This window comes from Actinomadura darangshiensis, from assembly GCF_004349235.1.
GTDB lineage: Bacteria > Actinomycetota > Actinomycetes > Streptosporangiales > Streptosporangiaceae > Spirillospora > Spirillospora darangshiensis.
Map to the genome: position 1 here is coordinate 25621 of NZ_SMKY01000053.1, position 13556 is coordinate 39176.

Here is a 13556-nt window from a genome sequence, read left to right on the forward strand (position 1 = left end):
AGCCTACCGACTACCAATGAACTATTGACTCAGAGCACTAGAGGGGTATGTTGGCGTGCTTGCGCGGCTCCGCGATCTCCCGCTTACCGCGCAGCGCCGCCAGGCCCCGTGCGAGGGCGGCGCGCGTGTCGGCCGGGTCGATGACGTCGTCGACGAGGCCGTGCTCGGCCGCGAAGTACGGGTGCGTGAGGCGCTCGGCGTACCGGGTCATCAGGACGCCGCGCAGCGCGCCCGGGTCGGCGGCGGCGGCGAGTTCGCGGCGGTGCACGACGTTCACGGCGGCCTCCGCGCCCATCACCGCGATCTCGTTGGTGGGCCAGGCGAGCGACAGGTCGGCGCCGATCGAGCGGGAGTCCATCACGATGTACGCGCCGCCGTACGCCTTGCGCAGGATCACCTGGATCCGCGGCACCGTCGCCTCGCAGTAGGCGTGCAGCAGCTTCGCGCCGTGCCGGATGACGCCCGCGTGCTCCTGGTCGACGCCGGGCAGGAACCCGGGCACGTCGACGAGCGTCACCAGGGGGACGCCGAACGCATCGCAGAAACGGACGAACCGGGCGGCCTTCTGGGAGGCGGCGGCGTCCAGCACGCCGGCCAGCACCATCGGCTGGTTGCCGACCAGGCCCACCACCTCGCCGTCGATGCGCGCCAGCGCGCAGATGACGTTGCCCGCCCAGTCCTCGTGGAACTCCATGAACTCGCCGTCGTCGGCGATCTCGGCGATGACGGTACGCATGTCGTACGGGCGGTTCGGCTCGACCGGGACGAGCTCCGCCAGCCGCGGCCGCACGTCGGCCGCGGCGCTCCGCGCGGCCGCGGCGGGCGGCGGCTCCAGGTAGTTCGACGGCAGCAGCGACAGCAGGTACCGGACGTCGTCCAGGCAGCCCTCCTCGTCGTCGTGCACGAACGTCGCCACCCCGGACCGGGCGCCGTGCACCTCGGCGCCGCCCAGCTCGGCGTGGGTGACCCGCCGGCCGCTGACCGCTTCGACGACGTCCGGGCCGGTCAGGTACATCTGCGCGGTGCCACGGACCATGAACGTCACGTCGGCGAGGGCGGGGGAGTAGGCGGCGCCGCCCGCGCACGGGCCGAGCACCACGCTGATCTGCGGGATGACGCCGGACGCGCGGACCTGGCGGCGGAAGATGCCGCCGTAGCCGTCGAGGGCCAGCACGCCCTCCTGGATGCGGGCGCCGCCGCTGTCGTTCAGCCCGATGAGCGGCGCGCCGTTCGCCAGCGCCAGGTCCATCACCTTGTGGATCTTGGCGGCGTGGGCGGCGCCGAGGGACCCGCCGGACAGCGTGAAGTCCTGCGAGTAGACGAAGACCGTGCGGCCGTCGACGGTGCCGGATCCGGTCACCACTCCGTCGGTGCGGGGACCCGCCGGTTCGTCCGGGCCTTCGGAGCGGCGGCGGAACATTCCTATTTCCATGAACGAGCCGGGGTCGAGCAGCAGATCGAGCCGTTCCCGCGCGGTCCGCTTGCCGAGCGCGTGCTGGCGCTCGACGGCCGGGGCGCGGTCGGTGAGGGTCTCGGCGCGAAGTTCGTCGCGGTCCCGCCGCAGCCCGGCCATCGACCGCGGGGCCGGTTCGGTGACCACCGCGGGCAGGCGGGCGCCGCGCGGCCGCGGTACCGGAACCTGAACCGGAACGAAGTCGGCCTCGGATGCGCTCACGAATTCCCCTTCCTCGGTGCGTTCCCGCCATTTCTGGGGCGGGGTGCGCCCTCTCCAGTGTTCGGCAGGCCAATCCTCGCGTCTTCTCCGATTTTGCCGTTGGAACGCGATCAGCCGGGAATAGAGAAAATAACACTGTCATTTTATTTGGCCGGGTATTCGAGGGTCGGCCGCGCGGAAAGGCCGCGCCGCGCCGCCCGCGCCCGGCGGTCGGGCCGGATGCGGCAGCAAACCGGGAGATGAAGGGCCCGCGGGCCGCGGCGCACACTGCGGTGGACGTCACCGCCGCTGAGGAGTGCCCCATGTCCACGATCATCGGCTCGCTGCGCAGGCTCGTCATGGCCCCGTCCCTCGCGGAGGTGGGCTTCGCTGAGCGCGGCTTCCCCGTCACCCCGTCCGAGCGGGTGCTCGTCCTGGAGGCGATACCGCAGGCCGTGGTCTGCGGCTTCGAATGGGGCATCGACGCCCGCGACCAGTGGGAGGTCGAGCGGCGGCTCGCCCTGGTCTCGCCGGAGCAGCGCGGCTTCGCCTACGAGGGCGCGACCATGGCGTTCACCGTGCTGGACGCGATGGGACCGCGCCGCGGGCACCGCACCCGCGACCTGCTGCTCGGACCCGGGCGCCCGCACATCTTCCTCGCCTACATCGGGATCGGGTTCGCGATGGCGCGGCTGCCGCGCGTCCTGTGGCGCAAGGTCCTGCCCGACCTCGCCGGGTCGCCGTACCACCCGACGATGAGCTGGCTCGCCGTGGACGGGCTGGGCTTCGACCGCGCCTACTTCGACACCCGCCGCTGGGTGGACGCGCAGGAAGTGCCCGCGCCCTACCCCTGGCTGGGCCGGCCCGACTACTTCCCGCGCGCCTTCGACCAGGGCGTCGGACGCGCCCTGTGGTTCGTCCACGGGGGCGCGCCGGACGCAGTCGCCGCCGCGGTGGGACGGTTCGCCGAGCGGCGCCGCGCCGACCTGTGGAGCGGCGCCGGGCTCGCCGCGACCTTCGCGGGCGGTTGCGACCCGGCCGGCTACGCCGCCCTGCGCGGCCACGTCGGCGAGCATGCGGCCGCTCTCGCGCAGGGCGCCGTGTTCGCCGCGAAGGCGCGCTGCCACGCCGGGTTCGTGCCCGGCCACACCCGCGAGGCGCTGCGGGCGATCACGGGCCTGACGGCCGAGGCGGCGGACCGGCTCGCCGACGACGCCGTCGTGGACCCGGACGCGCAGGGCGAGCCCGCGTACGAGCTCTGGCGCGCGAACGTGCGCGACCGGCTCGCCCCGCGCCTGCCTCGGGATTAGCGGTGCCCGGGTGCCCCGCCCGCCGCTGAGCACGACCGGAGTGGACGGGGCCTGCCGGACCGGCCAATTCTGGAATCACACGAACCGGCGAATCCAGGTGCTGAATTGAATGGTTCACTGAGAAGGCTCCGCAGCAGGATCCTGACCCCGAGCATTTCGGCCACGAAAATGTCGGTGCGCGGTTTCAGGGTCAAGGACTACGAATCCCAGGCCGTGCTGGAGACCATCGGCCGCACGTTCCTCACCGGCTACGCGGCCGCGACCCGCGTCCCCTCCATGGGCGAGGTCGCCGCGGAACTCGCGGACGTCCCGACCCGGTTCCGCGGGTTCGCCTACGAGGGCGCCGCGATGGGGCTCGCGATGCTGGACGGCCTCCCCGGCGGCGGGAAACGGCGGGTCGCCGAGTTCCTCGACGGCGCCGGGCGCGACCACGTCTACATGGTCTACGTGGGCGTCGGCTGGGCCGCGGCCCGGCTGCCCGGGTTCCGGCGGTCGAGGCTCGCCGCCCCGGACCCGCTGCTGCGCTGGCTGGCGCTGGACGGCTACGGCTTCCACCAAGCGTACTTCCGCACCGGACGGTACGTCGACGGGCAGGCCGTGGACCCGGTGTCCTGGCCCGTCTACCGCGCACCCTACGCCGGCCGTGCCGTCGACCAGGGGATCGGCCGGGCCCTGTGGTTCGTCTGCGGCACCGACCCGCGCCTGGTCGCCGACCGGATCGAGGCGTTCGCCGAGGACCGCCGCGGCGACCTGTACTCCGGCGCCGGACTCGCCGCCGGCTACGCGGGCGGCGCCGACGAGAAGGAGCTGCGCGTGCTCCGGGAGCGGGCCGGCCGGTACCGCCCGCAGCTCGCCCAGGGCTGCGCGTTCGCCGCCGAGGCCCGGCTGCGCGCCGAACTGCTCGTCCCGCACGTCGAGCTCGCCACCGAGGTGCTCTGCTCCACGACGCCGCAGGAGGCGGCGCGCGTCTGCACCGAGCGGATGCCGGCGCGGCCCGCGGACTCCGCGGCGGACGCCCGCGCGGAGGTCCCCGCCTACGAGGCGTGGCGGCGCGACGTCGCCGCGGCGCTCGTCCCCGGTCAGGACTGACCCCTACTCCACGACCACCGCGCCGGTTTCGCTCCTGCCCTGTGCCGGCGACCGCTGAAAGAAGGCTGCCCCCGAATGAGCAGGATCGCCGTCATCGGTATGGCGTGCCGCTACCCGGACGCCACCTCGCCGACGCAACTCTGGGAGAACGCACTGGCCGGACGGCGCGCCTTCCGGCGGCTGCCCGACGTCCGCATGCGGCTGGCGGACTACTGGGACGCCGATCCCGCCGCGCCCGACCGGTTCTACGCCCGCAACGCCGCCGTCCTGGAGGGCTACGAGTTCGACCGGGTCCGGCACAAGATCGCCGGGAGCACGTTCCGGTCGACGGACCTGACCCACTGGCTCGCCCTCGACACCGCCGAGCGGGCCCTCGCCGACGCCGGGTTCGCCGGCGCGGAGGGACTGCCCGGCGAGCGCACCGGCGTGATCGTCGGCAACACGCTGACCGGGGAGTTCTCCCGCGCGAACCTGATGCGGGTGCGCTGGCCGTACGTCCGCCGGACGGTCGCCGCCGCGCTGCGCGACCAGGGCTGGGCGGACGAGGACCTCGCCGAGTTCCTGGCCGGGCTGGAGCGCCGCTACAAGGCGCCGTTCCCGGCGGTGAACGAGGACACCCTCGCCGGAGGGCTGTCCAACACGATCGCCGGCCGGATCTGCAACCACTTCGACCTCAAGGGCGGCGGCTACACGGTGGACGGCGCGTGCTCGTCCTCGCTGCTGTCGGTCGTGACGGCCTGCCGCGCCCTGCTCGACGGGGAGCTGGACGCCGCCGTCGCGGGCGGCGTGGACCTGTCGCTGGACCCGTTCGAGATCGTCGGGTTCGCCAAGACCGGCGCGCTGGCCAAGGGCGAGATGCGGCTGTACGACCGCGGGTCCAACGGCTTCTGGCCGGGCGAGGGCTGCGGGATGGTCGTGCTGGTCCGCGAGGAGGACGCGTGCCGGTACGGCCGCGAGCCCTACGCGGTCGTCGCCGGGTGGGGCGTGTCGTCCGACGGCAAGGGCGGCATCACCCGGCCGGAGAAGCACGGCTACCGGCTGGCGCTGCGCCGCGCCTACGAGCGTGCCGGGTTCGGCATCGACACCGTCGCGTTCTTCGAGGGGCACGGCACCGGCACGGCGGTCGGCGACGCCACCGAGCTGACCGCGCTGTCGGAGGCGCGGGCCGAGGCGGGCGGCGGCGCCGCGCCGGCCGCGATCGGGTCCGTCAAGGGGATGATCGGCCACACCAAGGCCGCCGCCGGGATCGCCGGGTTCGTCAAGGCGGTGATGGCGGTGCGCGAGGGCATGGTGCCGCCGACCGTCGGCTGCGTCGACCCGCACCCCGTCCTCGCCGCCGAGGACGCCGCGCTGCGGGCGCTGCGCCGGGCGGAGCCGTGGCCGGACGACGCGCCGCTCCGCGCGGGCGTCACCGCCATGGGGTTCGGCGGCATCAACACGCACCTGGTCGTCGAGGGCACCGGCCGGCGCCGCTCCGCGCCCGCCTCTGCCGCGTCCGACGCCCTGGTGCGCTCGGTGCAGGACGCCGAGCTGCTCCTGTTCGACGCCGACACGCCCGGCGAGCTGCGCGACCGCCTCGCGGGGCTGGCCGACTGGGTGTCGTCGCTGTCCTATGCGCAGCTGTCGGACCTCGGCGCCGCGCTGCAGCCCCGGCTCACCGGCGGTTCCGCGCGCGCCGCGGTGATCGCCTCGTCCGCGCAGGAGGCTGCGGAGCGCATCCGCCGCCTCGTCGACGCGCTGGACGCGGGGGAGACCTCCCGGCTCACCCCGGCCGGGACGTCCTTCCTCGGCCGGGTCGCCCGGCCCGCCAAGGTCGGGTTCCTGTTCCCCGGGCAGGGGTCGGGGCGCGGCACGAGCGGCGGGGCGATGCGCCGCCGCTTCGCCGTGGCCGAGGACGTCTACCTGCGCGCGGCGCTCCCGTCGGCCGGGGACGTCACCGCGACGGCCGTCGCCCAGCCCCGGATCGCCACCGGGTCCATGGCCGGGCTGAGCGTGCTGGAGACGCTCGGCGTGCACGCCGTGGTCGCGGTCGGGCACAGCCTCGGCGAGATCGCCGCGCTGCACTGGGCGGGCGCGCTCGACGACGAGGCCCTGCTCCGGGTGACCGCGCTGCGGGGCCGGACCATGGCCGAGCACAGCGCGTCCGGGACGATGGCGAGCGTCAGCGCGCCGCCCGAGCGGGTCGCCGACCTCGTCACCGGCCTGCCCGTCGTCATCGCCGGGTACAACGGCCCCGCCCAGGCGGTGATCGCCGGACCGGACGACGCGGTGCGCGAGGCCGGGCGGCGCGCCGCCGACGCGGGCCTGCCCTGGACCGGCCTCGCCGTCTCGCACGCGTTCCACTCGCCGCTGGTCGCGCCCGCGGCGGGCGCGTTCGTCGACGGGCTGGCGGAGGAGCGGTTCGGCGACGTCGAGCGGCGCATCGTGTCCACCGTCACCGGGGAGCCGCTGCCCGCCCGCACCGACGTCCGGGAGCTGCTGCGCCGGCAGATCACCGAACCGGTCCTGTTCAGCCAGGCGCTGCAGCTGGCCGCCAAGGAGGCCGACCTGTTCGTCGAGGTCGGGCCGGGCCGGGTGCTGACCGGGCTGGTCGCCGGCATCACCGGCACCCCCGCCGTCGCGCTCGACACCGACGACGAGTCGCTGGCCTCGCTGCTGCGCGTCGCCGCCGCGGCGTTCGTGTCCGGTGCGCCCGTCGACACCGCGGCGCTGTTCCGGGGGCGGCTGGTCCGGCCGCTGGAGATCGGCGCCGAGTTCGACTTCCTGGCCAGCCCGTGCGAGGCGGCGCCGGAGCTCAGCCTCGACGTGGCCGCCGAGACGTCCGTCCCGGGCCCGGACGGCGCGGGCGACGGCGGTGCGAGCGGAGCGGCCGCGGCGGCCGCGGCCGGCGGGGAGACCAGCGTCGAGCTGCTGCGCCGCCTGGCCGCCGAGCGCGCCGAGCTGCCCGCCGAGCTCGTCCGCGACGACAGCAGGTTGCTCGACGACCTGCACCTGTCCTCGATCACCGTCGGCCAGCTGATGAACCAGGCGGCGCTGCTGCTGAACCTGCCCCCGGCGCAGACCGCCGCGAACTTCGCGACCGCCTCGCTCGGCGAGCTGGCCGCCGCCCTCGACACCCTCGCCGAGACCGCGTCCGGCGCGTCCGCCGCGCCGGTGGTCGAGGGCGCCGCCGCGTGGGCGCGCGCGTTCACCGTCGACCTCGACCCGGTCCCGGTTCCGCCGCCCGCCCAGCCCGAGGACGACGGCCCCTGGACGCTGTTCGCGCCTCCCGGCCATCCGTTCGCGGACGCGCTACGGCAGGCGCTGCAGCGGGCCCGCGTCGGCACCGGAGTCCTGGTGTGCCTGCCGCCCGATTGCGACGAGGACGCGCTGCGCCTCGCGCTGGACGGCGCGCACGCCGCGCTCGCCGACGGCGCCGCGACCCGGTTCGTGCTGACCGGGCGGGGGCGGGGCGCCGCCGGGCTCGCCAGGACGCTGCGCCTGGAGGCCCCCCGGCTCCGCGTCACCGTCGTCGACCTGCCCGCCGGGTCCGGCGCCGTGGAGCGCGTCGTCGCCGAGGTCGCCGCCACCACGGGCTTCAACGAGGCCGTGCACGACGACGAGGGGCGCCGCCTCGTCCCGACGTTGCGGCCGATGCCGGTGACCCCCGCCCGACAGGAGCAGCCGCTCGGCCCGGAGGACGTCCTGCTCGTCACGGGCGGCGGCAAGGGCATCACCGCCGAGTGCGCCCTCGCCGTCGCCGCCGGCACCGGCGCCGCGCTCGGCGTCCTCGGCCGCTCCGACCCGGACGGCGACGCCGAACTGGCCGCGAACCTGCGGCGCATGGCGGATTCCGGGGCGCGGGTCCACTACGTCCGCGCCGACGTGACCGACGCCGCGCAGGTCGAGGCCGCCGTCGCGGAGATCGGCGAGGTGCTCGGCCCGGTCACCGGGGTGCTGCACGGCGCGGGCCGCAACGAGCCCGCCGCCCTGCCCAACCTCGACGCGGCCGCCTTCCACGGCGCCATCGCCCCGAAGACGGACGGCCTGCGGGCGGTGCTCGGAGCCGTCGACCCCGGGGCGCTGCGGCTGCTGGTCGCCTTCGGCAGCATCATCGGCCGCAGCGGGCTCCCCGGCGAGGCGCACTACGCCGTCGCCAACGACTGGATGGCCCACCTGACCCGCGAGTTCGCCGAGCGGCACCCCGACTGCCGGTGCCTGTGCCTGGAGTGGTCGGTCTGGTCCGGCGTCGGCATGGGGGAGCGGCTGTCCGTCGTGGAATCGCTCGCCCGCGGCGGGATCACCCCGATCGGCCCCGACGAGGGCGTGGCGCTGATGCGCCGGCTCGTCGCCGACCCGGACGCGCCCCCGGTGGTGGTCGTCAGCGGCCGGACCGGACGCGTGGACACCGTCCGCCGGGACCGCGCCGAGCTGCCGCTGCTGCGCTTCGTCGACCGCGTCCTCGTCCACTACCCGGGCGTCGAGCTGGTCACCGAGGTCGAGCTCGGCGCCGGCACCGACCGGTACCTGCCCGACCACCTGCTCGACGGGAACATGCTGTTCCCCGCGGTGTTCGGGATCGAGGCGATGGCGCAGGTCGCCCGCGCCGTCACCGGGAACGAGACGACGCCCGTCGTCGAGGACGCCGCGTTCCTGCGGCCCGTCGTGGTCCCGCCGGACGGGTCCACCGCCGTCCGCATCGCGGCGGTCGCCACCGGCGACGACACCGTCGAGGTCGCGATCCGCAGCGCGGAGACAGGCTTCGCCGCCGACCACTTCCGGGCGCGGCTGCGCTACGGCGCCGGCGCCCCGGCCAGCGGGCCGCCCGCCCAGGTGCCGGACGGGCTGCCGGACGTCCCCCTCGCCCCCGCCGGTGACCTGTACGGCGGCGTGCTGTTCCAGGGGGAGCGGTTCCACCGGCTGCGCCGCTACCACCGCGCCGCCGCCCGGCACGTCGACGCCGACGTGGCCGCCCAGCCGGCCGACTGGTTCGCCGGATACCTCCCGGAGGCGCTGCTGCTCGGCGACCCGGGGCTGCGGGACGCGCTGATGCACGGCAACCAGGTCTGCGTCCCCGACGCGACCCTCCTGCCGGTCGCGGTCGACCGCGTCCACCCGGGCGGGGAGAGGCTGACCGGGACGCTCCGGTACTGTGCCGTCGAACGCGAGCAGGACGGCGACACCTACACCTACGACATCGCGGTCCGGGACGCCGCCGGCACCGTCGTCGAGCGCTGGGAGGGCCTGCGGCTGCGGGCCGTCCGCAGGTCCGACGGCACCGGGCCGTGGGCGGTGCCGCTGCTCGCCGCCCACCTGGAGCGCACCCTCGCGGACGTCGCCGGGATCCGTGTCGCGGTCGGCCTCGAACCCGGCCTGGCCTCGGGCGACGGACCGGGCGACGGGCGGGGCGAGGGCGATCGCCGCGAGCGGTCCGCGCTCGCGGTGAGCCGGGCGCTGGGCCGCCCGGCAGCCCTGCGCCACCGGCCCGACGGCCGGCCCGAGCTGGACGCCGGCTCCGGCGGCCCGGACGGCGAGGTCGCGGTGTCCGCCGCGCACGGCCCCGGCCTGACCCTCGCCGTCGCCGCGCCGGGTCCGCTCGGCTGCGACGCCGAGCGGGCCGTCCCCCGCCCGGATTCCGAATGGGACGGCCTGCTCGGTCCGCACCGCCCGCTGCTCGACCTGGTCGCCGCGGAGCAGGACCCCGGCACCGGCACCGCCGGCACCCGGATCTGGGCCGCCCGCGAGTGCCTGCAGAAGGCGGGGCTGCCCGCCACGGCGCCGCTGACGCTGCTGCCGGCCGCCCGCCCCGGGTGGGTGGTGCTGGCCTCCGGCGACCTGCGCGTCGCCACGTTCGCCACGACCCTGCGGGACGTCCCGGAGCCGGTCGTGTTCGCAGTCCTGAGCCGGCCGGTCGCCACCGGCCGCGCGTGACCCGAGAAGGGCGGTCGCAGAACACCCATGGGCAACTACTTCGAGTACCTGCACACGGTCGGTTTCGAGGAGACCAACCTCGTCGGGAACGTCTACTACGTCAACTACCTGCGCTGGCAGGGGCGGTGCCGGGAGATGTTCCTCAAGCAGCGGGCCCCGGCGGTCCTGGACGACCTGAACGCCGACCTGAAGCTGTTCACCCTCCGGGTCGACTGCGAGTTCTTCGCGGAGATCACCGCCTTCGACGAGGTCTCGATCCGGATGCGGCTCCTGGAGCTCGCGCAGACCCAGCTGGAGTTCGGGTTCGACTACGTCCGGCTGGACGGCGGCGGCGCCGAGACCCTCGTGGCGCGCGGGCGGCAGCGGGTCGCCTGCATGCGCGGCCCCAACGGCCGGACAGCCCCCGCCCGCATCCCCGAGGCCCTCGGCCGGGCGCTGCAGCCCTACACCGCGGGCCTCGCCGAGGCGGGGAGGACGGCGTGAGCGCCCTCGACCCCGCGAGGCTGCGGCGCGCCCTCGGCGCGTACGCGACCGGCGTGACCGTCGTGACGGCCGGCCGGCCCCGCCCGCACGGGATGACCGCGAACTCCTTCACCTCGGTGTCGCTGGACCCGCCGCTGATCCTGGTGTGCGTCGGGCGGGGCGCCAACATGCACCGCAACCTGCTCACCGGCGACCAGTTCGGCGTGTCGGTGCTCGGCGCCGGGCAGCAGGCGGTGGCCCGGCACTTCGCCGACCCGGCGCGGGCGCTCGGCGCCGCGCAGTTCGACGCCGTCGACTGGCATCCCGGCGTGCTGACCGGGGTGCCGCTGATCACGGGCGCGCTCGCCGGGTTCGAGTGCGAGGTGTGGCGCCGCTACGACGGCGGCGACCACACCATCTTCACCGCCCGGCTGCTGTCGATGGCCCGCCGCGACGACGACGGCGCCCTGCTGTTCTTCGACGGGCGATTCCACCCGCTGCGCCCCGAGCGCACGGAGGTGACGGCATGAGCGCGGCGGAGCGGGAGCCCGTCCCCGCGCCGGAGGCGGCGGGGGCGGGCGCGGCCGCCGAGCCGGACGCCGCGCCCGGCGGGCGGCGGACGCCGCCGGGCCCGCCGCGGCGGGCCATGCCGGGCATCTTCGCCAAGCTCGTCCGGGACCGGCTCGGCCTGATGATGGACGCGACCACCCAGTACGGGGACGCCGTCCGGGTGGCGGCCGGGCCCAAGACGCTCTACATCTTCAACCACCCCCGGCACGCCAAGCGCGTCCTCGCTGACAACGCGGGCAACTACCACAAGGGCATCGGCCTCGCCCAGGCCCGCCGCGCCCTCGGGGACGGGCTGCTCACCAGCGAGGGCGAGCGGTGGCGCGCGCAGCGCCGCACCGTGCAGCCCGCGTTCCGGCAGTCCCGCATCGCCGCGCAGGCCGGCGCCGTCGCCGAGGAGGCCGCCGGCCTCGTCCGGCGGCTCCGCGAGCACGCCGGGCGGGGCCCGGTCGAGCTGATGGGCGAGCTGACCGGCCTCACGCTCGGCGTCCTCGGCCGGACCCTCCTGGACGCCGACCTCAGCGCCCACGGCGGCATCGGCGAGGCGTTCGAGGCCGTCCAAGACCAGGCGATGTTCGACATGGTGACGCTCAGCGCCGTGCCGCCGTGGACGCCGCTGCCCAAGCAGCTGCGGTTCCGGCGCGCCCGCGCCGAGTTGGCCCGGGTCGTGGACCGGCTGGTCGCCGAGCGGACGGCGCGCGGCGCGGACGGCGACGACGCGCTCGCGCTGCTCATCGCGGCGGCCCGCTCGGCCGCCGACCCGGAGGCCGCCCGCCGCCGGCTGCACGACGAGCTGATCACGCTGCTGCTCGCCGGGCACGAGACGACGGCCAGCACCCTCGGCTGGTCGCTGTACCTGATCGACCGGCACCCGGACGTGGCGCGGCGGCTGCACGAGGAGGCCGTCGCCGTCCTCGGCGACCGGCTGCCCGAGTACGCGGACCTGCACCGCCTGACCTACACGGGCATGGTCATCGAGGAGGTCATGCGGCTCTACCCGCCCGTGTGGATCCTCACCCGGACCGCGCTGGCGGCGGACGAGGTGGGCGGCTACCACGTCCCCGCCGGGGCGGACGTGCTGATCGCGCCGTACACGCTGCATCGCAACCCGGCCTTCTGGCAGGACCCGGAGCGGTTCGAGCCCGAGCGGTTCGCGCCCGGGAACGCCACCGCCCGCCCGCGGTACGCCTACATCCCATTCGGCGCCGGGCCCCGGTTCTGCGTCGGCAACCATCTGGGGATGCTGGAGGCCACGTTCGTCCTTGCGCTGATCGCCCGCGAACTGCGGCTCTCGGTGCCCCCGGGGCACCGGGTCGTCCCCGAGCCGATGCTGTCGCTGCGGATGCGCGGCGGCCTACCGATGAACATCCGTCTTGTCGAGTCCGGCGGCCGATGACGCCCTGCCCGCCCTTCGCGGCGGGTCCGGCGCGCCCCGAGCGGGTCCGGCACCGCCCCGCCCCCCTGGGCGGAGCGGTGCCGGACGTCTTTCGGCGGGGGCGTCAGCCGGTGGTGGCGTTGGCGTCCGTCCTGATGAAGGTGAGGGCGAGCAGTACCGGCGGGTCGATCATCCGCATCGGGCGCAGCTGGACGACCACGGGGAGCGGCACGGTGTCCGCGGCGATCGAGATCGGGCCGTGGCTGCCCACCCACGGCACCGGCTCGTCGGCGAGGGGGCCGGCCGGCACCGGGGGGTCGTCGTCCGACAGGGAGTGCGCCAGGACGTACCAGGTGCCCTGCGGGACCCGGTCCAGCCGGAAGCGCCCGGGCCCGTCGAGCACGGTGCAGCGGATGGGGGAGCCCTGCGGGATCGGCTCGGGGAACAGGCCGACGAACACGGTGCCGGTGGTGCCGTCCTCCGGGGGGAGGATCCGCCCGCCGACCGACACCGACCGCGTCCCCCAGTCGTTGCGGCGCGGGTCGGTGTGGATCCGCGGCCGCACCCCGCCGCGCTGCCGGTAGAGGGAGGGCGCCAGGCCGACGCTGCTCTTGAACCGGGAGCTGAACGTCCCGACGCTCGTGTAGCCGACCTGGTTGCTGATGTCGGCCACGGTCATGGTGGTGGAGATGAGCAGCCGCTTGGCCTCCTGAAGCCGGAGCGCGGACAGGAACCGGCCGGGGGACACCCCGGTCACCTGACGGAAGACGCGGGAGAAATGGAACTTGCTGAAGAGCGCGGTACGGGCCATGTCGTCGATGGTGAGCTGCTCGCCTAAGTTCAGGTACATGTTCTCGATTACACGTTCAACGGCCTCTTCCGAGATGTTGCGCATGACGCGGCATCCTTCCGTCCGTGACGCGGTCGGGAGTCGGCGCGGGAATCCGGTGAGAAATGCCCGGGAAAGGCGTTTCCAAGATCGTCTTCCGGTGCGCCACTGACCATTGATCTGATCGCGTCATAATATTAGAAAAATGGCGTTGCCTGGTCAATGGACGGAACGTCGAACATAACGCCGTAATTAGTTAATAACTGTTTTCGGCATTCCGGATGACGGAACGGCGAACACCGGGAGCGCGCGGGTGCGGGGCGCCGGAGGCGCGCGGGTGCGGCGGGGACGGCGGTGTCC

Annotated in this window: 8 protein-coding genes; 6 read left to right on the plus strand and 2 right to left on the minus strand. The window is 75.2% G+C overall.

Annotated elements, in window-relative coordinates; all coding sequences use genetic code 11:
• Positions 1-37: 37 nt before the first annotated feature.
• Positions 38-1675, minus strand: a complete 1638-nt coding sequence (locus E1293_RS14615; protein ID WP_243716229.1) for an acyl-CoA carboxylase subunit beta — start codon at positions 1673-1675, stop codon at positions 38-40.
• Between the two features lie 302 nt (positions 1676-1977).
• On the opposite strand from E1293_RS14615, the gene E1293_RS14620 reads away from it, so the two are divergent.
• The 6 genes from E1293_RS14620 (at position 1978) to E1293_RS14645 (ending at position 12388) form a co-directional block, all read left to right on the plus strand.
• Positions 1978-2964: a DUF1702 family protein gene (locus E1293_RS14620; protein WP_132197923.1), complete on the plus strand. Its 987-nt coding sequence runs from the start codon at positions 1978-1980 to the stop codon at positions 2962-2964.
• A 105-nt stretch (positions 2965-3069) separates the two neighbouring features.
• Entirely contained in the window at positions 3070-4053 is a 984-nt protein-coding gene (locus E1293_RS14625; protein WP_132197924.1) for a DUF1702 family protein, read from the plus strand.
• Positions 4054-4128: 75 nt separating this feature from the next.
• A complete protein-coding gene (locus tag E1293_RS14630) occupies positions 4129-9963 on the plus strand; it encodes a type I polyketide synthase (protein ID WP_132197925.1) in 5835 nt (1944 codons plus the stop codon).
• 27 nt (positions 9964-9990) lie between these two features.
• Positions 9991-10446, plus strand: coding sequence for an acyl-CoA thioesterase (locus E1293_RS14635; protein ID WP_132197926.1), 456 nt, complete (start codon positions 9991-9993; stop codon positions 10444-10446).
• Positions 10443-10955, plus strand: a complete 513-nt coding sequence (locus E1293_RS14640) for a flavin reductase family protein (RefSeq protein WP_132197927.1) — start codon at positions 10443-10445, stop codon at positions 10953-10955. The genes E1293_RS14635 and E1293_RS14640 overlap by 4 nt, the downstream gene beginning before the upstream one ends.
• Positions 10952-12388 carry a cytochrome P450 gene (locus E1293_RS14645; protein WP_132197928.1) on the plus strand — a complete coding sequence of 479 codons (1437 nt, stop codon included), beginning with the start codon at positions 10952-10954 and terminating at the stop codon, positions 12386-12388. Before E1293_RS14640 ends, E1293_RS14645 begins: the two co-directional genes overlap by 4 nt.
• Before the next feature lie 103 nt (positions 12389-12491).
• On the opposite strand, the gene E1293_RS14650 is transcribed toward E1293_RS14645, so the two are convergent.
• Positions 12492-13262 carry a helix-turn-helix domain-containing protein gene (locus tag E1293_RS14650; RefSeq protein WP_132197929.1) on the minus strand — a complete coding sequence of 257 codons (771 nt, stop codon included), beginning with the start codon at positions 13260-13262 and terminating at the stop codon, positions 12492-12494.
• Positions 13263-13556 lie beyond the last annotated feature (294 nt).